The organism is Rhizobium sp. FG96 (assembly GCF_057808655.1).
On the sequence record NZ_JBMDIL010000003.1, the window covers coordinates 390,009 to 412,329 of the forward strand.

At 63.2% G+C, this 22,321-nt stretch carries 19 protein-coding genes; 2 read left to right on the forward strand and 17 right to left on the reverse strand.

Annotated elements, in window-relative coordinates; all coding sequences use genetic code 11:
- Positions 1 to 122 precede the first annotated feature (122 nt).
- A complete protein-coding gene (locus ACODR6_RS08075; protein ID WP_489022085.1) occupies positions 123 to 1,160 on the forward strand; it encodes a porin in 1,038 nt (345 codons plus the stop codon).
- On the opposite strand, the gene ACODR6_RS08080 is transcribed toward ACODR6_RS08075, so the two are convergent.
- From ACODR6_RS08080 to ACODR6_RS08115, 8 genes are all read right to left on the reverse strand, one after another.
- Complete coding sequence (locus ACODR6_RS08080; protein WP_489022087.1) at positions 1,161 to 1,616, reverse strand: PTS sugar transporter subunit IIA; 456 nt, start codon at positions 1,614 to 1,616, stop codon at positions 1,161 to 1,163.
- 38 nt (positions 1,617 to 1,654) lie between these two features.
- Positions 1,655 to 2,347: a response regulator transcription factor gene (locus ACODR6_RS08085; protein WP_112711018.1), complete on the reverse strand. Its 693-nt coding sequence runs from the start codon at positions 2,345 to 2,347 to the stop codon at positions 1,655 to 1,657.
- Positions 2,344 to 5,052: a DUF4118 domain-containing protein gene (locus ACODR6_RS08090; protein ID WP_489022090.1), complete on the reverse strand. Its 2,709-nt coding sequence runs from the start codon at positions 5,050 to 5,052 to the stop codon at positions 2,344 to 2,346. The genes ACODR6_RS08085 and ACODR6_RS08090 overlap by 4 nt, the downstream gene beginning before the upstream one ends.
- A 174-nt stretch (positions 5,053 to 5,226) precedes the next feature.
- A complete protein-coding gene (gene kdpC, locus ACODR6_RS08095) occupies positions 5,227 to 5,796 on the reverse strand; it encodes a potassium-transporting ATPase subunit KdpC (RefSeq protein WP_489022092.1) in 570 nt (189 codons plus the stop codon).
- Positions 5,797 to 5,808: 12 nt separating this feature from the next.
- The gene (gene kdpB, locus ACODR6_RS08100; protein WP_489022094.1) at positions 5,809 to 7,896 is read right to left on the reverse strand and encodes a potassium-transporting ATPase subunit KdpB; all 2,088 of its coding nucleotides are present in this window, start codon (positions 7,894 to 7,896) and stop codon (positions 5,809 to 5,811) included.
- Positions 7,897 to 7,941: 45 nt separating this feature from the next.
- A complete protein-coding gene (locus ACODR6_RS08105; protein WP_165402700.1) occupies positions 7,942 to 8,097 on the reverse strand; it encodes a hypothetical protein in 156 nt (51 codons plus the stop codon).
- Between the two features lie 9 nt (positions 8,098 to 8,106).
- Positions 8,107 to 9,810, reverse strand: a complete 1,704-nt coding sequence (gene kdpA, locus ACODR6_RS08110; RefSeq protein ID WP_489022096.1) for a potassium-transporting ATPase subunit KdpA — start codon at positions 9,808 to 9,810, stop codon at positions 8,107 to 8,109.
- A gap of 30 nt (positions 9,811 to 9,840) precedes the next feature.
- On the reverse strand, positions 9,841 to 9,930 hold the full coding sequence (locus ACODR6_RS08115; RefSeq protein WP_016556800.1) for a K(+)-transporting ATPase subunit F: 90 nt from the start codon (positions 9,928 to 9,930) through the stop codon (positions 9,841 to 9,843).
- A 422-nt stretch (positions 9,931 to 10,352) separates the two neighbouring features.
- On the opposite strand from ACODR6_RS08115, the gene ACODR6_RS08120 reads away from it, so the two are divergent.
- Positions 10,353 to 11,396, forward strand: a complete 1,044-nt coding sequence (locus tag ACODR6_RS08120; RefSeq protein WP_489022099.1) for an NAD(P)-dependent alcohol dehydrogenase — start codon at positions 10,353 to 10,355, stop codon at positions 11,394 to 11,396.
- Between the two features lie 20 nt (positions 11,397 to 11,416).
- Here the strand turns inward: ACODR6_RS08120 and apnL are convergent, their stop codons facing one another.
- From apnL to oiaX, 9 genes are all read right to left on the reverse strand, one after another.
- Positions 11,417 to 13,273 (reverse strand): D-apionate lactonase, encoded by a 1,857-nt coding sequence (gene apnL / locus ACODR6_RS08125; RefSeq protein WP_489022101.1) that lies wholly within the window; start codon positions 13,271 to 13,273, stop codon positions 11,417 to 11,419.
- On the reverse strand, positions 13,270 to 14,304 hold the full coding sequence (locus ACODR6_RS08130) for a Gfo/Idh/MocA family protein (protein ID WP_489022103.1): 1,035 nt from the start codon (positions 14,302 to 14,304) through the stop codon (positions 13,270 to 13,272). The genes apnL and ACODR6_RS08130 overlap by 4 nt, the downstream gene beginning before the upstream one ends.
- Before the next feature lies 1 nt (position 14,305).
- On the reverse strand, positions 14,306 to 15,367 hold the full coding sequence (locus ACODR6_RS08135) for an ABC transporter permease (RefSeq protein WP_112711011.1): 1,062 nt from the start codon (positions 15,365 to 15,367) through the stop codon (positions 14,306 to 14,308).
- Positions 15,364 to 16,911, reverse strand: coding sequence for a sugar ABC transporter ATP-binding protein (locus ACODR6_RS08140; RefSeq protein WP_489022106.1), 1,548 nt, complete (start codon positions 16,909 to 16,911; stop codon positions 15,364 to 15,366). The genes ACODR6_RS08135 and ACODR6_RS08140 overlap by 4 nt, the downstream gene beginning before the upstream one ends.
- Positions 16,908 to 17,552 (reverse strand): DUF2291 family protein, encoded by a 645-nt coding sequence (locus tag ACODR6_RS08145; protein WP_489022108.1) that lies wholly within the window; start codon positions 17,550 to 17,552, stop codon positions 16,908 to 16,910. The genes ACODR6_RS08140 and ACODR6_RS08145 overlap by 4 nt, the downstream gene beginning before the upstream one ends.
- Positions 17,553 to 17,630: 78 nt before the next feature.
- Positions 17,631 to 18,572: a D-ribose ABC transporter substrate-binding protein gene (locus ACODR6_RS08150; RefSeq protein ID WP_203430811.1), complete on the reverse strand. Its 942-nt coding sequence runs from the start codon at positions 18,570 to 18,572 to the stop codon at positions 17,631 to 17,633.
- A gap of 141 nt (positions 18,573 to 18,713) precedes the next feature.
- Complete coding sequence (locus ACODR6_RS08155; RefSeq protein WP_112711007.1) at positions 18,714 to 19,541, reverse strand: phosphogluconate dehydrogenase C-terminal domain-containing protein; 828 nt, start codon at positions 19,539 to 19,541, stop codon at positions 18,714 to 18,716.
- A gap of 91 nt (positions 19,542 to 19,632) precedes the next feature.
- Positions 19,633 to 20,964, reverse strand: coding sequence for a four-carbon acid sugar kinase family protein (locus tag ACODR6_RS08160; RefSeq protein ID WP_489022111.1), 1,332 nt, complete (start codon positions 20,962 to 20,964; stop codon positions 19,633 to 19,635).
- A gap of 5 nt (positions 20,965 to 20,969) precedes the next feature.
- The gene (gene oiaX / locus ACODR6_RS08165; RefSeq protein WP_489022233.1) at positions 20,970 to 22,226 is read right to left on the reverse strand and encodes a 3-oxo-isoapionate-4-phosphate decarboxylase OiaX; all 1,257 of its coding nucleotides are present in this window, start codon (positions 22,224 to 22,226) and stop codon (positions 20,970 to 20,972) included.
- Positions 22,227 to 22,321: the final 95 nt, after the last annotated feature.

A 22,321-nucleotide genomic window follows, 5' to 3' on the forward strand; every position in this document is an offset into this window, starting at 1 on the left:
CGGTATGAGATAGGTGTTGGCCAACTGAAACAAATACGGTCATTCGCCCGATCGCTTCCTACATGAGGCCTTGCCGACTGCAACGGCGGCATTGCCCCACCCTGTCGAAGGGATCGATCGACATGCATATCAAGACCGTCCTGTTTGCCTCCGCCGCGGTGCTTGCTGCCGTTTCCGGCGCCCACGCTGCCGACGCCATCGTCGCCGCCGAACCCGAGCCAGTCGAATATGTCCGCGTCTGCGATGCCTATGGCAGCGGCTATTTCTATATTCCGGGCACTCAGACCTGCCTGGCGATTGGCGGTTACCTCCGCAGCGAAGTCCGCTTCGGCGATGCGGCCAACAATGACGAGGACTGGAGCTTCTTCAACCGCGCCCAGGTGACCTTCAGCTCGAAGAGCGATACGGAATTCGGCACGCTGACCGGCGTCATCACCTACCGCATCGAATATCAGGGCGGCGAAAACGATCCGACGCTCGACGAAGGCTACATGGAGCTCGCAGGTTTCCGCGTCGGCAAGCAATATAGCTGGTGGGACGACGATGCGACCGGCGAGACCGACATTCTCGCCAGCAACGAGACGACGATGAACTCGATCCGCTATCAATACGAAAGCGGTGACTTTGCTGCCGGCATCTCGCTCGACGAGGTCGGCACCAACTACATCCACTCGGAGCCCGGCGCGTTCGGCGGCAACGATCTCGGCATCGCCAGCCAGTTCTCCGGCAAGTTCGGCGCCGTGACCGGCTACCTGCTCGCAGGCTATGACACCGACGAGAACAACGTCGCGATCCGCGCCATTGTCTATGCCGATCTCGGCCCCGGCACGCTCGGCGTCTATGGCGTCTGGACGAGCGGCATCAACTATTACTACGAGGCATCCGAATGGACCGTCGGCGCCCAGTACGAATACAAGCTGACCGACAAATGGGCGGTGACGCCGGGCTGCCAGTATTTCGGCAACGTGATTGCCGATGCCGATGACGACGGCGTTGCCGATGGCGGCGGATACAGCAACCGCGATGCCTGGGCGGCCGGCGTGACCGTCGACTACAAGGTCGTCGAGGATCTGAAGGCCAAGCTCAGCCTGCAATATCGCGATGAAGACGACGGCGATGACGGCATCTTCGGCTTTATGCGTCTGCAGCGGGACTTCTAACTAGGGCCGCGAGTCCGCGATGAAATCGGAATAGAGCTCATCGGCGCTGCGCGCCTTGCGCATCGATTCCAGCACGCCAGGCGCTTGCAGGCGCCGGGCGATGGCGGCGAGCACATTGAGATACTCGCCGCGATTGTTTTCGCCGAAGAGCAGCATGAAAGCGATATCGGTCTTGATGTCGTCGATCGCCTCGAAATCGAGCGGCTGGGCGAAGCGGATGAGCAGTCCGCGCGGGCTCGTCATGCCGGGGATCGCCGCATGCGGAACGGCGATGCCGTTGCCGATCCCCGTCGAGCCGAGGCTTTCGCGGCTTTCGAGCGCGCGGATGATCGGCTGCTCCTCGATCGCGAAGGCCTTGCCGGCCTTTTCCGCCATGGCCTGCAGGGCGCGCCACTTGGTTGCTGCGGAAACGCCGATGAAGGTGTGTTCCGGCAGGATGATATCAGCGAGATTCATGTCATTTCCATAGATGTTCGCAGAAGCGGCGGGACCACTCAGTCCGGTTCCCGAAGCCGGTAGCCGACCCCGGTCTCTGTCGTAATATAGTGCGGCTGGTCCGGAACCTGCTCGACCTTTTGCCGCAGCTGCCGCACATAGACGCGCAGATATTGCACATCGGCCGCCGGTCCCCAGACCTGCTTCAGCAGGAACTGGTGGGTCAGCACCTTGCCGGCATGCTGGGCGAGCACACGCAGGATGTCGTACTCCTTCGGCGACAGCTTGATCTCCTTGCCGTCGACCTTGACGATGCGCTTGACGATATCGATCGACAGGCCGCCGGTCTGGAAGATCGCCTTCTCGCCCTGCTGCTGCAGCCGGTGGCGAAGCGCGACGCGGATGCGGGCGCCAAGTTCGGCAATGCCGAAGGGTTTCGTGACATAGTCGTCGGCGCCGGTTTCGAGCGCCTTGACGATCCCGGCCTCATCGGTGCGGCTGGAGAGGATGACGACGGGCATGGTCAGCCCGTCATCGCGCCATTCCTGCAGCAGGTCGTGACCCGGCGTGTCCGGCAGGCCGAGATCAAGAACGACGAGATCCGGCAGGTCATCGACCACGGATTCGCGTGCCGCCAGCGCATTGGCCGCCTCGTGCACTTCATATCCCTGCGCCGTCAGACCGACGCGCAGCAGCTTGCGGATAGGGGGCTCGTCATCGACGACGAGGATCTTGATGGGCGAGCCGCTCATTTGAGTTCATCCAGTTTGAGAATGTCGTTAGGTCTTGGAAGCCGAATGGTGAAGACGGCGCCAGAGCGGTCCGTCCTGTTTCCGGCGGTGATCGTGCCGCCCATCGCCTCGATGAAACCGCGGCAAATGGAGAGCCCGAGCCCGGTTCCAGCACGCACCTGGTCGCCTTTGCGGACACGGTAGAAAGTATCGAAGATGCGGTTGAGATCGCCTTCCGGAATGCCGGGGCCTTCGTCGGAGATTTCGAGCGCAACGCTGAAGGCGTCGGCAGAGCCGCGAATGCGGATCGTCGAACCCTCGGGTGCATATTTGGCGGCGTTGTCGAGCAGATTGAAGAGCACCTGCTCAAAAAGAACCGGATCGACCTTCACCATGGGAAGATCACCGGGGATGTTCATCTCCGTCCGGTGGCGCTCGAGGATCTTGGCGGCGCGGCGCAGCGCGCTTCCGGCGATATCGCCGGCATAGTGGAGCGCGTAATTCGGCTCCATGGCGCCGGATTCGATCTTCGTCATGTCGAGCAGGTTGGCGATGAAGCGGTTGAGGCGCTCGGATTCGTCGACAACCGTGGAGAGGAGATCGTTGCGGTCTTCCTCCGGCATCGAGCTCAGATAGTCGCGCAGCGTCCCCGCCGCGCCGAGAATGGCGGCCAATGGCGTCTTCAGGTCGTGCGAGATCGAGGTCAGCAGCGCCGAGCGCAGCCGGTCGGCTTCGGCCGCCAGCTTGGCGCGATCGACATCGGCGACGAGCTGGACGCGCTCGATGGCGAGGGCTGCCTGATCGGCGAGCGCATCGAGCAGCCGCTGCTGCTCCGGCGTCAGCAGCGGGCCGTCGCGCCGGTCGCTGTCGAGGCCGATGACGCCGACGGCGGTGCGGCCGGTTCGCAGCGGCACGTAGAGGCGCTTGGCGCCGGGCAGAGTATCGGCGCCGCGCCCGGCCGCGTGATTGTGCTCCCATGCCCAGCGCGCAGCCGCGATATCGGCGTCATCGAGCGTATCGTCGGGCGGATAGCCGGCCTTGACGGCAATGCCTCCGTCTTCCGGCAGCAGCAGCACGACGCGGACCTTGAGCATCGAGGCGATCTGGAAGGCGGTCGCCCAGAGCACGTCGTCGAGCGTGCCGGTTCCGGCGAGCTTCTTGGAAAAGAGATAGAGGTCCTCAGTGGTGCGCGCCCTCTGGCGCGCGGCGGCAGCCTGGCGCTGCACGGTTGCGGTCAGGTTCGAGGCGATGATGGCGACGCCGAGGAAGAAGAAGAGCGCCAGCACGCTTTCGGGGTCGCTGATCGTCAGCGTGTAGCGCGGCGGCAGGAAGAAGAAATTGAAGGCGAGGGCGCTGATAATGCAGGTGTAGAGCGCCGGGCGCAGGCCATGGAGAACCGCTGAAGTCAGCACCGCCATCAGGAAGACGAGGGCAAGGTTGCGGACATCGAGCACCTGATCGAGCACGACGCCGACGCCAAGCGCGATCGCTACATAGGCGGTCGCCAGCACATAGGCGCGCAGGTCGAACAGCGGCGCCGTCGAGGCGGCCTTGACGCCCCGCTGGGCGGTCTGGTCCTTCTCGTTGCCCGATATGACATGGACGCTGATATCGCCGGCCTGACGGATCAGTTGGTCTGTCGCCGAAGGCTGCAGCCATTCGCGCCATGTCGGCTTCTTCGGCGAGCCGATGACGATGTGGGTGACATTGTTGGCGCTGGCATGACGCAGCAGCTCTTCGGTGACTTCGCGGCCGGGCAGCGTCAGCGCCTCGCCGCCGAGCTGGCCGGCAAGCCGGAGCGTCGCGGCGATCGTGTCGCGCTGCTCTTCCGAAAGGCTGATCGAGCGGTTGGTCTCGATATAGACGGCCGACCAGGGTGCGCGCAGCCGCGAGGCCATGCGGGCGGCATAGCGCACCAGCGAGGCCGAACGCGGATGATGATCGATCGAGACCAGCACCCGCTCGCCTGCCGCCCACGGGCCGGGGATCGCATGCGCCTGCATATGTGTCAGCAGCTGGTCATCGACGCGTTGCGCCGTCTTGCGCAAGGCGAGCTCGCGGAGCGCCGTCAGGTTGCCCGGCGTGAAATAGTTGGTGAGCGCCCGCTCGGCGGTGCGCGCCACATAGACCTTGCCGTCATGCAGCCGCTTGATCAGGTCATCAGGCGTCAGGTCGATGATCTCGATATCGTCGGCCATGTCGATCACCGAGTCCGGCACCGTCTCGCGCACTCGAATGCGGGTGATCTGCGAGACGACGTCGTTCAGGCTCTCGACATGCTGGATATTGAGCGTCGTATAGACGTCGACGCCGCGGTCGAGCAGCTCCTTGACGTCGAGATAACGTTTCGGATGCCGGCTGCCCTGGGCATTGGTATGCGCCAGCTCATCGACGAGAACGAGATCAGGCTTGCGCGCCAGGATGCCGTCGAGATCCATCTCCTCCAGCTCCTGGCCGCGATAGGCGACCTTGACCCGGGGGATGATCTCGAAGCCGGCCAGCAGCGCCTGGGTTTCCTTGCGCCCATGCGTCTCGACGACGCCGATCACCACATCCATGCCGTCGGCGATCTTGGCCCGGCCGGAAACCAGCATTTCGTAAGTCTTGCCGACGCCGGGGGCGGCGCCGAGGAAGATTTTCAGACGGCCGCGCGTTTCCCGCTCGGCGCGCTCAAGGAGAGCGTCCGGGGATGGTCTGGCATCGGTGTCACGACTGTTGTCGGGCATGCGGGCGGTCTTTCTCGATGGCCGGAGCCAGCGGCCCCCTCACCGGGCTTCCGCTTCGCTCGGCCACCCTCTCCCCGAGGGGAGAGGAGGAACCGGGGCGTTGCGGCTTTTTCCCTTCTCCCCATCGGGGAGAAGGTGGCGGCAGGCGGATGAGGGGGCCGCTTGTTCCGAACATTATCGTGTCATAGGTGCATCAAGCGCCATATTCAACGCAAGCACATTGACGACAGGCTCACCCAGGAACCCGAGTTCACGTGCCTCGACGGCCGCATCCACCAGCGCCTTCACCTTCGCCTCATCCATCCCGCGCGCCTTGGCAACGCGCGCCACCTGGAAATAGGCAGCATCCGGCGAGATATGCGGGTCAAGGCCGCTGCCTGACGCGGTCACGAGATCGATCGGGACGTCGGCGTTGGGATTGGTGGCCTTTGCAGCCTCGTAGTCGGTCTTGACGCGGTCGATCAGCTTCTGGCTGGTCGGGCCGAGGTTCGAGCCTGAGGACGAGGCAGCGTTGTAGCCGTCACCGGCGGCCGAGGGGCGGCCCTGGAAATACTTGTCGCTGCTAAAGGCCTGGCCGATCAGCGTCGAGCCGATGACGGTGCCGTCCTTCTCGATCAGGCTGCCATTCGCCTGTTTCGGGAAGAGCGCCTGGGCGGCCCCCGTCATGGCGATCGGGTAGAGGAGGCCGGTGATGGCGGTGGTAGCGACGATCATGACGACGGCGGGACGAAGTTCTTTCAACATGACATGTGCTCCTTAGACGAGACCGACGGCCGTGATGACCATGTCGATCGCCTTGATGCCGATGAACGGGACGACGATACCGCCGAGGCCGTAGATCAAGAGGTTGCGGGAGAGCAGCGCACCAGCGCCGATCGCCCGATATTTGACGCCCTTCAACGAAAGCGGGATCAGCGCGACGATGATCAGCGCATTGAAGATGATCGCCGACAGAATGGCGCTCTGCGGGGTCGAAAGACCCATGACGTTGAGCACGCCGAGCTGCGGGTAGAAGGTCAGGAACATCGCCGGGATGATCGCGAAATACTTGGCGATGTCGTTGGCGATCGAGAAGGTTGTCAGCGCGCCGCGGGTCATCAGCAGCTGCTTGCCGATCTCGACGATCTCGATGAGCTTCGTCGGATCGCTGTCGAGATCCACCATGTTGCCGGCCTCGCGAGCGGCCACCGTACCGGTGTTCATGGCGACGCCGACATCGGCCTGGGCGAGCGCCGGGGCGTCGTTGGTGCCGTCACCGCACATGGCGACGAGCTTGCCCTTGGCCTGTTCCTCGCGGATCAGCGACAGCTTGTTCTCCGGCGTTGCCTGCGCCAGGAAGTCATCGACGCCGGCTTCTGCAGCGATTGCGGCCGCGGTCATCGGGTTGTCGCCGGTGATCATCACGGTACGAATGCCCATGCGGCGCAGTTCGGCGAAGCGTTCGCGGATGCCGCCCTTGACGATATCCTTCAGCTGAATGACGCCGAGCAGCTTGCCGTCGCGGGCGACAGCGAGCGGCGTACCGCCAGCCTTGGCGATCTCGTCGGCAATCGACTGCAACTCGCGGATGACATCGGTCTCTGGACGGAGAGCGATCGCCGCATTGCCGTTCGACGGCGCGTTGTTGGCGCCGACATAGGCAAGTACGGCCTCGACGGCGCCCTTGCGGATCGAGGAGCCACCGACATCGACGCCGCTCATGCGGGTCTGCGCAGTGAAGGGCACGAAGGTCGCCTGCAGGCTTCCCATATCACGGCCGCGGATCGCATATTTCTCCTTGGCGAGCACGACGATCGAGCGTCCCTCGGGCGTCTCGTCGGCAAGCGAAGCGAGCTGCGCCGCATCGGCCAGTTCCTGCTCGGTGATGCCGCGGACCGGGCGAAAGCTGGTGGCCTGACGGTTGCCGAGCGTGATCGTGCCCGTCTTGTCGAGGAGCAGCGTATCGACGTCACCAGCCGCTTCGACGGCGCGCCCGGACATGGCGAGTACGTTGAAGCGGACGAGGCGGTCCATGCCGGCAATGCCGATGGCCGACAGCAGGGCGCCGATGGTGGTCGGGATCAGGGTGACGAAGAGGGCGACCAGCACGATGATCGGGATCGATCCGCCGGCATAGGCGGCAAAGCTCGGGATCGTCGCGGTGGCGAGCACGAAGATCAGCGTCATGCCTGCGAGCAGGATGTTGAGGGCGATCTCGTTCGGGGTCTTCTGGCGCTCGGCACCTTCGACCAGCGCGATCATCCGGTCGATGAAGGTCGAGCCGGCAGCCGCGGTGATGCGGACGCGGATGACATCCGACAGCACCTGCGTTCCGCCGGTGACGGCCGAGCGGTCGCCGCCGGATTCGCGGATGACGGGGGCGGACTCGCCGGTGATCGCGGCTTCGTTGACCGAGGCCACACCTTCGACGACTTCGCCGTCGGACGGGATGATGTCGCCGGCTTCGACGAGAACGAGATCGCCGACCTTCAGGCTGGTGCCCGGCACCATGCGGTAGGCAGAGCCATTGTTGCCGGTCAGAAGCTTGGCCTGCGTTTCGGTGCGGGCCTTGCGCAGCGAATCCGCCTGCGCCTTGCCGCGGCCTTCGGCGACGGCTTCGGCAAAATTGGCAAAGAGCACCGTGAACCAGAGCCACAGATTGATCTGGAACGAGAAGCCGAGATTGCCGCCGCCGGTCGCGACGTCGCGGAGAAAGAGGACGGTAGTCAGCGCCGATACCGTCGCCACCACGAACATCACCGGGTTCTTGGCCAGGGTGCGCGGGTTGAGCTTGGTAAAGGCGGCGCCGATCGCCGGGATGAGAATGCGACTATCGAGGATACTCGCGGATTTTGCCTGGCTCATAAGAGACTCCAGCTTGAAAGAGTAAGGCGAAACCGGTCTGTCCGGTCAGCCATGAAACAGTCTGAGAACGGCGGCCACGACGAGGATGGCCGCCAGCAGCACAAGGATCGCGTCGGTCGCGCGCAGGGTCTTGCGTGCCCCACGCTCCGGTTGCCCGAAGCGTGGGTGGATCGACTTACGGAAGGCGTGACGGATGATCATCGGCGCGCCTCAGAAGGTCTGGCCCGCGGTCATCACCAGATGCTCGACGACAGGACCGAGTGCCAGTGCCGGCATGAAGGTCAAGCCGCCGACGATCAGGATGGTGCCGACGAGCAGGCCGACGAACAGCGGACCGTCGGTCGGGAAGGTGCCGGCGGAGGCCGGAACGGTCTTCTTGGCGACCAGCGAGCCCGCGATCGCAAGGGCAGGGATGATGACCAGGAAGCGGCCCATCAGCATGCCGATGCCGAGTGTCACATTGTACCAGGGCGTATTGCCGGTCAGGCCGCCGAAGGCGGAGCCGTTATTGGCCGCAGCCGAGGTATAGGCGTAGAGGATCTCCGAGAAGCCATGCGGACCTGCCGTGCCGACGGAAGCGACCGCCGAGGGCAGCACGCTGGCGATGGCGACGAAGACCAGCATGGCGAGCGGCAGGCAGAGAATGGCGAGCACGGCCATCTTCATCTCCTTCGCCTCGATCTTCTTGCCGAGATATTCAGGCGTACGGCCGACCATCAGGCCCGCCACGAAGATGGCGATGATGATGAAGAGAATGATGCCGTAAAAGCCTGCGCCGACACCGCCAACGATAACCTCGCCCAGCTGCATGTTGATCAGCGGGATCAGACCGCCTAGCGCCGTGAAGGAGCCATGCATCGCATTGACCGCGCCGCAGGAGGCGGCCGTGGTGATAACGGCGAAGAGCGAGGACATGGCAATGCCGAAGCGGACTTCCTTGCCTTCCATGTTGCCGCCGCCGAGACCAAAGGCGTGCATCAGCGGGTTACCCGCAGCTTCCGCCCAATAGGTGATGGCAACGCCGACGATGAACAGCAGGCCCATCGAGGCAAGGATTGCCCAGCCCTGGCGCTGGTTGCCGACCATGCGGCCGAAGACGTTGGTGAAGGCCGCCCCGATCGCGAAGATCGACAGCATCTGGATCATGTTCGAGATATTGTCGGGGTTCTCGAAGGGATGGGCGGAATTGGCATTGAAGAAGCCGCCGCCATTGGTGCCGAGCATCTTGATGGCAAGCTGCGAGGCGACCGGGCCGAGCGCGATCGTCTGCTTGGCGCCTTCGAGCGTCGCCGCATCGACATAGGGGCCAAGCGTCTGCGGCACGCCGAGCCAGACATAGATCAGCGTCAGCACGATGCAGAAGGGCAGCAGGATGTAGAGCGTGGCGCGGATCATATCGACCCAGAAATTGCCGATCGCCTTCCCCGAAGCGCGCGAGAAGGCCCGGATCAGGCCCATGGCAATCGCCATGCCGGTTGCGGCAGAAACAAAGTTCTGCACCGTGAAGCCCATCATCTGGGTCAGATAGGACATGGTGCTTTCGCCGCCGTAGTTCTGCCAGTTGGTGTTGGTGACGAAGCTGACGGCGCTGTTGAAGGACAGTTCCGGCCCGACAGCCGCCATCCCCGCGGGATTATAAGGCATGACCGCCTGCAGCCGCATCAGCGCATAGAGGACGAAAACGCCGAAGAGGTTGAAGAGCAGCATCGCGAATGCATAGGAGGTCCAATGCTGTTCTTCGCGCTCGCTGGTGCCGGCAAGCGCATAAAGTCCCCGTTCCACCGGAACGAGGACGGGTGAGAGGAGCGTGCGCTCGCCCGAGAAGACGCGCGTCATGTAGCCGCCGAGCGGTTTGACGAACGCAATGAGGATCCCGCAGAAGACGAGGATCTGTAGCCATCCGTTGAGTGTCATGGGAGGAACTTTCGAGTACCCGGCAGCTGATCAGAAGCGCTCGGGTCGGATAAGGGCGTAGGTGAGGTAGACGGTGAGGAACACGGTCACGGCGCCGCTCAGGATATAGTCGAGGGTCATAGCCATCTCTCCTGTCACAGCCGGTCGCAGGCGCGCGTATAGGCAAAGCACAGTCCGAAGAAGACGATCGCAGTGCCGAGCAAAATGAGATCCATCATCGATGTTGACTCCTGATGTTCTGGTTGGAGTCAGACAAGACAAGGGCGCCAATCCGCGGGATCGGCACCTTAGACTTTCTGGCATGGAGACGATCTTGCGATCTCTCGGGCCTGAATATCTGCCGATGCACATAAAGGTTCGAGACGCGCGTGAAGGCGCCGATATAAAAATCTTATAAATGGCTTTATACGGTGAGGCGTGAGCATTTCATCGATTGATGAGCAAAAGCTGAATTGAGACGATTGAATTTCGTTCGGCCGCGGCTCTATAGTCATCGCCAACGGCGCGGCTGAATCGTAAGCGCCACAGGGAAGGAAACCGCAATGACCAAAGTCCGTGCTCTTGTTCTGGAGCGCCAGCATGAGCTCGCGCTTCGCGATATCGATCTGCCAATGAACACCGGCCCCGGTCAGGTGAAGATCAAGATCCATACGGTCGGCGTCTGCGGTTCCGACGTCCACTATTATACGCATGGCAAGATCGGCCCCTTCGTCGTCAACGAGCCGATGGTGCTCGGCCACGAGGCGGCCGGTACGGTCATCGAGGTTGGCGAAGACGTCACGCATCTGAAGGTCGGTGACCGCGTCTGCATGGAGCCCGGCATTCCCGATCCGAACTCCAAGGCGAGCCGCCTCGGGATGTACAATATCGATCCGGCCGTAACATTCTGGGCGACGCCGCCGGTTCATGGCGTGCTGACGCCTGAAGTCGTCCACCCCGCGAACTATACGTTCAAGCTGCCTGACAATGTCAGCTTCGCCGAAGGCGCGATGGTCGAGCCCTTCGCCGTCGGCATGCAGGCCGCATCGAAGGCGAAGATTGCGCCGGGCGACACGGCCGTCGTCCTCGGCGCCGGTCCGATCGGCACTATCGTAGCGATCGCTGCACTCGCCGGCGGTTGCTCGCGCGCCATCGTCGCCGATCTCGCGCAGCCGAAACTCGATATCGCCGCGCAGTATCAGGGCGTCATCCCGGTCAATATTCGCGAGAAGAACCTGGCACAGGAAGTCGCGCGCCTGACCGATGGCTGGGGTGCCGATGTGATCTTCGAATGCTCCGGCTCGCCGAAGGCCTGGGAAACGATCATGGACCTACCGCGCCCGGGCGGCGTCATCGTCGCCGTCGGCCTGCCGGTCAATCCTGTCGGTTTCGACGTTTCGACGGCTTCCACCAAGGAAATCCGCATCGAGACGGTTTTCCGCTACGCGCACCAATATGAGCGTTCGATCGCCCTGCTCGGCTCCGGCCGCGTCGATCTGAAGCCGCTGATTTCGGAAACTTTCACCTTCGAAGATTCCATCAAGGCCTTCGACCGCGCCGTCGAGGCGCGTCCTGACGATGTGAAGCTGCAGATCGTTCTCGGCTGAACGTGAAGCCGGCGGATGGCTCAGCCGTTCGCCGGGAACTCCACGATTGCGGTGCCATAGGGCGCCAGGACAACGGCCACGCCTTCGGCGACCGTTGCGGAGATATCGACGCTCAATTCCTGCGGCGTGATGTTCACAAGGCAAAGCGCATTGCCCTCTGCCTTCTCGACGATAAAGCCGAGAACCCGCGATGGTGTTGATGATTGGCATTCATGCCAGCGAAGCCCGGCCATGCCTGCGAGCGCCTTGACCGTGTGAAACAGCGGACGAACGGCGCCCGGTTCCGAAGGCTCGTTATCGCCTGCGATCAGGCCGAAAGACCCGGTCAGCGCCGAGAGCGTCAGGCATTCCAGATCCGCATCGAGAACCTGCGAGGCATAGGCGAGCGCGAAGGCTTCGGCGAAGCGGCCGTTGTGGCGCGGATCAGTATTGGCCATCGGAATGCGCTTGCCGCCGGGATTGTCCATCGTTCGGCTGCCATAGGGGTTCTGGCGCATCGGGATCGTCGAGGGGCCGATGCGATAGGGTTTCTTGCCATAGATCGCACGCACTGAGCGGGTGATGAAGGGCAGCGCTTCCAGCGTCTGTATGATGCTCAGATCGTCGGCCGCATGGACGATTGGATTGGTGCAGTGGGCAATGAAATCGAGATTTTCGGCCGGGACGCGCTTGCGGTTCAGCTCGGTGAAATAGCTGAGCATGCCGCCGCCGAGCCGGGCATTCGGGAAGGCGTAAAGTGCTGCGGTATAGACCTCTTCCAGCGGCGGGCATTCCGGCCACTTGCTGCCGGGCGGCGTCGACTGGCGATCGACGGCGGGCGAGACGACGACGGCATCGGGGGAGAAACCGGCCGCCGCCATCTCAGCCGCAATCGCGGCGGCTTCCTCTGCCGGTGACGCCTTGCAGGGCAAAGCGATCTCCAGCGTCGTGCTGCCGCGATGGATCCTTGCCAGCGCCGCGAAATCGGCGAAGGCCGCGGCGCCGTGGCCCGCGAGCGGGTCGTAGTGGAAGAGCAGCTCCTGCGGGCCGATTTCGGCGAGGTACGCGGCAGTCGCGAGTGTGGCCTTGGCTTCTTCGGGTGTCACGATCAGGCCGATCGAGGGCATCACGCCGGTCTTTTCGCCCTTGGCAATGGTCACCGGCTTCGCTTCGGTCGCCGGTGATGCGGCACGCGGCCTGCTGTCGGCAATGGAAAGGACAATCCGCTGGGTCTGCCGCTCGTTGGCAGGGATCTGATAGGGCCAGGGAAGGGCGAGCGGGCGAACATAGGTCTTGTAGGAAGCGTCGGACCAGTTGCGCTGGTCTTCCATCTCGAATGTATCGCCTTCCATCAGACACTTGGCGCTGACGCCCGGCATGACGCTATGGCTGATCGCCCGCATGTCCATGAACGGCTGCCAGGGATCGATCTGATCCGGGAAGCGCGTCTCGACGATACGGCCGTCGACATGTTCGACGGTTGTCGGGGTGCCCGCGATACCGACGATCGGATGGAGGATGCAGAAGCCGCAGCGGTTGGTTTCGAAGCCGGTTGGTGAGAGGGCCTCGGCGGCAAAGGTCAGCTCGCTCTCGCTTGCGTCGATCCGCACGGAAATCGCGAGTCTGCTGGCATCGGGGCCGTCGCAATGGGCGGTGTAGCCGATCGAGAAGCTGTCGCGGTCCTGCCGGACCGCAAGATCTTCGATCCGCGGGCTGTAAGTGCCCCAGTCGCGGTCGCGCACCAGATAGGAAAGTGCCCGGAGCACCTCGATCCCGTCATAGCGGATGGAGCGAAGGTTGCCGTTTGCCAGGTCGGCGGAAAGCCGCCCGGCCGTCAGCATGGCGGGACGCTCTTCGGCCTCATGCGTGCCATAGAGGGCGAAGGCGTCGGTCGTCATTTCAGCATGGCCTCCACATCGACGGTCTTGCCGGTCGCAGCACTTTCATAGGCTGCCTCGACGAGTGCGAAGGTCTTGAGATTGTCGGCGCCCGATGTCGCGGGCTCGCCGCCGTTCTTCAGCCGCTCGACCCAGTGATCCTGGATGGCGTAGACGCTTTCCTGAATGTTGTGCCAGGGGCGCGAGGCCCAGGAAAGCAGCTGTGGCGAGGCGTCGGAGACGATGGTGCCGGCTGCATTGGTGACTTCGAGCCGGTAGCCGGCGGAAAGCCGGATCGTACCCTCGCTGCCGTCGAGCTCGATCAGCGTCTCGGGAAAGGGTTCGGTGCCGAGCTTGGTGGCGTAGCTGACATCGACAACGGAGGTCGCGCCGCTCTCGTGATCGAGGAGGATCGTCGCGACATCCTCGCCCTTGATCTTCGGATTGACCCGCTTGGTGCGTGCCGTCAGCGTCTTGACGTCGCCGAGGATGAAGCGGGCGATATCCAGCGTATGGATGCCGAGATCCTCGATGATGAAGCGCTCGCCTTCGGCGAGATAGGGCTGGCCGGAGAAGACGTCATAGCCGGAGCGGAAGGAAAAACGGCCCCAGAAGGGCGTGCCGATCGCCTTGCTGTCGAGCAGCCGGCGCACCGCCTGGATCGGCGTCTGCCAGCGGAAATTCTCGTGCACCATCAGCGGGATACCGGCCTCGCGGCAGGCCGCTACCATCGCCTTGGCGTCCGCCAGCGACAGCGCGAACGGCTTCTGGCAGATCACGGGCACCTTGTGTCTTGCGGCCATCTCGACCAGCGGGCGGTGGCTCGGAACCGTCGTCGCGATATCGACGAAATCGAAGCCGCCGGCGGCGAAGAGTTCGGCCGCATCGGCATAGCGGCGCTCGATGCCGAACTGGTCGCCGACAGCCTTCAGGCGGGCCGGATCGCGGTCGCAGATCGCCACGATCCCGGCGCCTTTGACATCGCGCCAGGCATGCATCTGGTTGACCGCGAAGAAACCACAACCGATCAGGGCACCCTTCAATTCCGTCATTTCAACCTGCCTTTGCCATCTGCATGAGGGTAACACGCTGCTGCAGGCGGCGCTGTGCCTGGTCGACGACGACGGCGATGATGATGACGAGGCCCTTGATGACCATCTGCCAGAAGGACGACACGCCCATCATCACGAGTCCGTCCGACAGGATGCCGATGACGAAGGCGCCGATGATCGTACCGCCGATCGTGCCGCGCCCGCCCGACATCGAGGTGCCGCCGAGAACGGCTGCCGCAATGGCGTTCAGTTCGAAGCTTTCGCCGGTCGCCGGATGCGCTGCCATCAGCTCGGAGGAGATGACGACCCCGACGATCGCGGCGCACAGGCCGGAGAACATGTAGACGAAGATCTTCACGAGATCGACCCGGATACCGGACATGCGCGCTGCCCGCTCATTGCCGCCGACCGCGAAGATGTGGCGGCCGATCGGGGTGGAGCGTGCGACATAAGAGGCGACGAGCGCCAGCACGATCAGGATCCAGATCGATACCGGCAGGCCGAGAATGCGGCCGGCGCCGAAGAAATCGAAGCCCGTGGTCGCATATTCGGGACGGCCGACGAGGTTCGGGAAGGTCTGGCCGTCGGAGGAGAGCAGCGCCAGGCCGCGGGCGATATAGAGCGTGCCGAGCGTCGCGATAAAGGGCGCGACGTTGAGCTTGGTGATCAGCAGGCCGTTGATCAGGCCGATGATGAGGCCAACAGCGAGCGTGATCAGCACGATCTCGAAGAGGTTGAAGAAGATCGTGTAACCGATCGGCAGTTCGATGCCATAGAGGATCAGGCCACCGGCGACCATGCCGCAGAGACCGACGATCGAGCCGACCGAAAGGTCGATGCCACCGGTGATGATGACGAAGGTCATGCCCATGGCAAGAAAGGCGTTCAGCGCCACGTGCTTCGACATCAGGATCATGTTCGCCGTCGAGGTGAAGTTCGGCGCGAAGATCGCAAAGAAGATGATGACGGCAAAGAGCGCGATGAAGGTTCTGAGCTTCATCAGCGTCAGAAGCGCGGAGCCGTTGGCGCCCTTTGGCGCGAGTGTCGTTGTTGCCGCCGTCATGACGCGATTTTCCCCTGGTGTCCGTGTCCCTTGGCCGAAGCCGCGATAATGGCATCTTCCGTCGCTTCGTCGCGATCGAAGACCGCGATCAGCCGGCCGTTGCTCAAGACGGCGATGCGATCGGAAAGCGCCATGACCTCTTCGAGGTCAGAAGTCGAAAACAGGATGGCGAGCCCGTTGGCCGCCAGCCGCCGCATGGTTCTGAAGACGTCGGCCTTGGCGCCGACATCGATGCCGCGGCTCGGCTCGTCCATCAGCAGAACCTTCGGATTGGTCATCAGCGCCTTGCCGATAACCACCTTCTGCTGGTTGCCGCCGGACATCGAGGTGACCTCGAAATCGGGATTGGGAGCCTTGATCGAGAGATCCTTGATCGCCTCGGCGATGGCATTCTTCTCTGCCGTAGCGCTGATATGGAAGAAGCGGGCGAAGCGGCCCAAACTCGCGAGCGTGAGATTGCTGGCGATGGAGAGAACCTGCACCAGGCCCTCGCGCTGGCGATCCTCAGGGATCAGCGCCAGGCCGCGGCGGATGCGGCGCGTCGTATCGCGGGCGCGCACTTCTTCGCCGCCGATGAAAATCTTGCCCGTCGAATGCATGTGGCGGCCGATAACGCATTCGAAGAATTCGCTGCGCCCGGCGCCCATCAGGCCATAGATGCCGAGGATCTCGCCTGATTTGACCGAGAGCGAGACGTGATCGACTGCAAGCCCGCCCGTCGGGCGCGGCAGGGATATATCCTCGGCGCGGAACATCTCCTTGCCGACGGTGTGATTGACCGACTTGGCAAAATCCTTGGCATCGGAGCCGATCATCGAGCGGACGATCCAGCGGGTGTCGATGTCCTTCACCATCGCCTGGCCGGTGATCTGGCCGTCGCGCAGAACGGTGATGTAGTCGCCGATCCGCATCAGCTCTTCGAGGCGGTGGGAGATGTAGACGATCGCCACGCCCTGCGCCTTGAGCTCTGCGATGACCTTGAAGAGGATCTCGACTTCGGCCGCCGAAAGCGCCGATGTCGGTTCGTCCATGATCAGAATGCGGGCGTCGAGCGACATCGCCTTGGCGATCTCGACCAGCTGCTGCTGGCCGATCGGCAGGTCTTCCACCATAGTCTCGGCGTCGATCCCGGCATCGAGGCGCTTCAGGAAGCCGTTGGCCTTCTCCACCTGCGCCTTGTGATCGATGCCGAGTACGCCGCGGGTGATCTCGCGGGTCGCAAAGATGTTTTCGGCAACCGTCATGTTGGCGAAGAGGTTCAGCTCCTGGAAGATCATGCCGATGCCATGCGCCTGCGCATCGGCCGGGCTGTCGAAGGAGACCTGTTCGCCATCGAGGATGATCTTGCCGAGCGTCGGGCGCTCGACACCGGCGATGATCTTCATCAGCGTCGACTTGCCGGCGCCGTTTTCACCGACGAGCACATTGACCGCACCACGGCGCAATTCGAGATTGGCGCGCTTGACGGCGACGATACCCGAATAGACCTTCGAGACGTCGTCGAGGCGCAGGATGATATCGTTCTTGGCGGCGTCATCCGTCATGGGGCCACCGTCAGTTCCGAGGGAGTGACCAGCGGCAGGTCGCTGCCGGATGGCAACGGGAAGGCGCCGACAACGGTCACGGTCTTGCCGGTGATTCCGTCACGCGGAATGGCCGAGAGGAAGGCGGTATTGGCCTTCTCGTTGAAGGCCTTGCCGAACTGGGCCCATTCGATCTGGTTCTTGAACTCGTTGAAATTGACGAAGTCCAGCGTGTCGCGGAGCGCAGTGCCGCGCAGCGCCGGGCCGATCTGCACTTTTGCATCCGCCTTGCCATCGCCATCGGCGTCAACTTCGAGCGTTGCGGCGCGCGACTGCGTATCGGCAGCCACGACCTTGCCGGTGAATTTCACGGCATAGGTCCAGGGCGAGCTCGCCTGCTTCTTCGGGTTACCGTATTTCTCGCCGGCCTGATCGGCGCCGGCAGCGACAGCCGCCACGACGTCCTTCAGTTCACCCGCACGCTTTTCGAAATAGGGCACTGCCTGCGACTGCCAGATCGCCTCGACCTTGGCATTCGGATCGAATGCATCCTTTGCAGCCGCCGCGGCCTTTTCCTCGGCAGTCGGCGTCTTGATGATCTTGCAGCCAGGCAAAGCCGCCGCCACGAGAGCGGCGATCAGGGCGCCCCTGATCCTCAACATGCTGTGAACCTCGAAATGATGTGAAATAGACCGCAGAGGGTCCGGTCTCCCGAACCCTCTGCCGCTGTTTTATGCCGATTACTTCGCCAGAGCGAAGGTTTCGAGCTTGGAAGCGTTGTCAGCGTTGATGAGAACGCAATCCATCAGCTGCTTTTCTTCCTTCGGCGTCGTCTTGTTCTTGATGTAGGCGTCAGCCTGCTCGACGGCCATCTGCGCCTGCGCGTATGCCGGCTGCAGAACGGTGGCCTTGATGCCGCCTGCCTTGATGGAGTCGCGAACGTCGTTCGAACCGTCGAAGCCGACGACGATCACGTCCTTGCGGCCGGCAGCCTGCAGAGCGGCAATCGCGCCCATGGCCATCGTGTCATTGCCGGAGATGACGCCCTTGATGTCCGGGTTGGCCTGAAGGATGGTTTCCATCTTGGCGTAGGCTTCGGTCTGGCTCCAGTTGGCCGACTGCTTGGCAACCGACTTCAGATCCGGATAGTCGTCGATGACGTCATGATATCCCTGCGAGCGGATGCCGGCATTGGTGTCGGATTCCTTGCCGACGAGCTCGACATAGTTGCCCTTCTCGCCCATCAGCTTGACGAATTCCTGCGCGCCGAGCTGCGCACCCTGATAGTTGTTGGACACGATCTGGGCGACGGCAACGCCGGTGGCGTTGATTTCCCGGTCGATGAGGAAGGACGGGATACCGGCGTCCTTGGCCTTCTTGACGGCAGCAACCGAGGCGTCGGCACCGGCGTTGTCGAGGATGATGGCCTTGGCGCCGCGGCCGATCGCCGTGTCGATCATTTCCGACTGCTTGTTGGCATCGTCGTCATGGGTCATGACGAGCGCTTCGTAGCCGAGTTCCTTGGCCTTGGCTTCGGCGCCGACGGCCTCAGCCTTGAAGAACGGGTTGTCATGGGCCGGCGTGATGATGGCGATCAGATCAGCCGAAAATGCCGGCATGGCAACGCCGAGCGAAAGGGCGCCGGCGAAGGCAGCAAGGGTCAGTCTACGTGTAAAAGTCATGGTTTCTCCTCCCGAGTTTGACGCATGGGCCGGACCACCCCGGCCCGACCAGAATTCATGCGATATTCCATTGCCGGACCGTCTCTTGGACTCCCCACCGGGCCGGCGATGCGGCAAGACCTGAGCCTTGCCGCGGCATTGTCAGGTGATGCGCCGGATGCTTTCGGCGATCTCCTGAGGTTCGAAGACCTTCTTCCAGTCGTCGCGCATCAGCGCGGGGATGCCGAACTCGATCGCCTTGTTGCAGGCATCCGAGAACACGCCGTCGACTTCCTTGAAGATGACGGCGCCGAGCACGTTCATGTGGCCGAGCAGGAAGTCGCGGGCGGCTTCAGCCGGAACGCCGCGGGCAACGCATTCGTCCATCGCCTGGCGCATGACGACGAGCAGCGAGGCGCAGACGGTTTCCGAAAGGCCCGGCTCCAGCATCGCCATCTGATCGACGGTGACACGGTGCGAGCGCATGACCGGCGCCCAGATGACCTTGGCGATTTCCTCGCCGAGCGCGTAGGCGCCTTCCGGCCCCTGCATCAGCGCCGAGACGATGTGCTGCTTGGCGAACAGACCGCCGAAGTGATCCTTCTTCGCCTGCATGTCCGTCTCGTCGTTGAAGATCGGCGGATGGCAGGGATGGGTGACGAAATAGGTGAGATCGGCGCGCTCCGGCAGATGTCCGGCGAAGGGGGCGGCGGCGTCGAGAGCGACGACCATCGTGCCCGGCTTCAGCTTGTCGACGATACCGGCTGCGACCTTGCCGATCGCCGTATCGGGCACCGCGAGAATGACGACCTCTGCACCGGCAAGACCTTCATCGGGACCGACGCAATCGATACCGAGATCGTTCTTGAGGCGTGCCTTGCCGGCGTCGCTGACCTCCACATGGCGGACATCGAAGCGGGAACCTTTGAGATTTTTGGCGAGCCGGTAGCCCATTTTGCCACCAGCGCCGAAGAGGGCAATTGCAGTCATGTTTCCTCGCCTTTCGATTTTTCTATCAGCTAGCTCAACTGGTATGATGAGTCAATCACTATAGCAGTTAATATCAACATTTCCCTGGCCGTCAGGCCCTGCGTCCATCGCGAATCTGCGCGAAATAACCGTCCGAGCCGACCTGGCCGCCCTTGAGGGCGATCTGCAGGCCGTTGGTCGGGGTATACGAGCCGTGCGCCGTGCAAAGCGGTGAACCCGGCGTCTGCGGCAAAGGCAGCAGCGTCGTCAGCGCCTCGACACGCAACTCGCTCAGCGCATGGCTCGACGTATCGCCGCCGGCGATGACGGCGCGCGTCAGCTTCTCGGTTTCGACAAGACGGCGCAGGATGATGCCGAGGCGGATGCCCAGGCGATGGCGCGCTTCGGGGATGCGGTCGATCTCGGTGCCGCGATCGGCCGAGGGGCCGAGGGCGGTGTGCAGGATGACGCTGCGGCCGGATTTCAGCGCCGACAGGCCCGAGGCAACGGCGCTTTCGATCGCCGCATCGCCGCTTTCGCCGACCAGCGCCAGGGGATCGACGGGAATGGCGTCGAAGCCGCTCTCCGTTGCATTGCGGATCTGCCGTTCCGTCGTCGGCGAGACGCTGCCGGAGACGACAGCGAGACGCTCCACCGCACCGGGGAGGGAAAACTCGACCTTGCCCGATGTCAGCCCTTCGCCTTCCCAGGCATGGAGCAGGGCGTATTGAATACCCGATGATCCCGCAACGAAGAGGCCGCGATCGCCACGAAGGCGCCAGACCTGCTCCCCGGCAACAGCCTGCGAAGCCGGTCCATCGACATCGACAAGCAGGATGCCGGGTTTGTCGGCGAGCAGCGCGTCGATACCTGCTGTTGCGTCTCCGGCGGTCATCGCCAGATCGGCAAGCCGGATCGGCAGGCTGGTCTGGGCGGCAAGATGTACGGTCAGGTCAGCCTCGGCCATCGGCGTCACCGGATGGCGGCTCATCACCGGGTGGCGGTCGATGCGGTAGACCTTGCCCTGATAGGCGGCGAAGAGATGCCCGAAGGCCGTGTAGCGCTTCAGCTGCGGCGCGCCGACGATCACGGGCACGCAGTCCTGTTCGAAGGTTTCCCGACCGATCTCGATCGCCTTGCCGATATTGCCGATTTCGGGGCTGGAATCGAAGGTCGAGCAGACCTTGTAATGGCAGATCGCCGCCTCGAGGCTCTTCAGCCAGGCGAAAGCAGGGCCGAGATTAGCGGACATCCATTGCGGCGTCTGGCTGCGGCTGGTCCCGGCGATGCCGATCGCCTGGCAATCGGCGAATTTGGCGAGCATTTCGGCACTCGGGACGCCGAGGAACAGAGCCGTCTTCACGCCATTCGAGGCGAGCGCCTCCATGACATCGGTGGAGCCGGTGAAATCGTCGCCGTAATAGCTGAGGAGCAGCTTGCTCATGACTCTCACGCGCCCTTGCCGTCAGCGAATTTGGCAATCGATGCGGCGAGTTCGGGGTGGTCCTTGGCATAGACATCGAGCGGGATATCGGCGACCGCCGCCTGCCATGCCTGCTGCACGGCGCGCACGCCGGCTGCCGGGCCGCCCGGATGGCTGACGATGCCGCCGCCGCAGAGATAGAGAAGGTCGGTCGTGCGGCCCGTCCGCTGGTAGGTCTCCGGCGCCTGGCCGCCCCACTGGCCGGAACCGGCGACGGGAAGCGGGCAATCGGCGGCATCGAAAAGCGGCGTGCTGACCGCCTTGAAGGAGGCGACGAAGCTTTCGTCCGGCTCCCAATATTTGACACGGATGCCGTTGATCTGGAACTGGTCGACGCCGAGCAGGCGCCAGAACTGCTGGTAAACCCTGAAATCCATGCCGGTCGCCGGGTTGCGGGTCAGGATATCCCAGCCGTTGCGATGCGCATGCAACACCAGACCGGAGCGCTTGCGCAGGAAGCTCATGCCGCCGAAGCCGATCGAGTTGATATTGACGACAGCGCAATTGCCGCCGGCCTTCAGGACGAGGTCGTGATTGCGCATCATCTCGTCGGGATCGGCATGCGAGATGCCGAAGGCATACATGACCTTCTTGCCGGTCTTCTGCTCGTGATCGAGGATCAGCGGCATGATCGCCTCGACGCGATCCTTGAGCGGCGAATAGGCCGGGCTCATCAGCTTCTCGTCGTCCTTGATGAAATCGACGCCAGATTGGATCAGTTCGCCGACGAGCTCGGCCGTCTCGTGCGGACGCAGGCCCAGCGCCGGCTTGACGATGGTGCCGATGATCGGGCGGCCCTCGACGCCAGTCAGCTTGCGGCTACCGGGAATGCCGAATTGCGGGCCGGGATGCGCGCCCTTGAATTCCTGGGGGAGCTTCAGGTCGACGATGCGGATGCCGGTCATGCCCTTGATCGAATAGACGCCGCCGATGGCGATCGTCATCAGCGCCGAAAGATCGGTGCCGATCGCATCGAGCGGGAAGGCGATATCGACATCGGCGCGGCGAAGCGGACCGTGGCCTTCGGTAACCTCGGGCCAGCCCGGCGCCTTCGCATCCTCGAGCGGGCGAATCGCCAGCACCCTGGCGGCAACCCGCGCCTTCAGTTCCTCGGTCTCGCCGGGAACCGGAACGAAGGTGCCGGTCGACTGGTCGCTGGCGATCTTCTCCGCCATGGCCTCGATGCTGCCAGGGGTTTCGATGCGGTAGGTAAGGGTGATCATGCTCACGTCAGTAATGCTCCTCGGGCCAAGACCGGCATCTTGGCGTCACTCATTAACTGGTATAATGAGTATTCCAATTTGCGCAATCGGAAAGT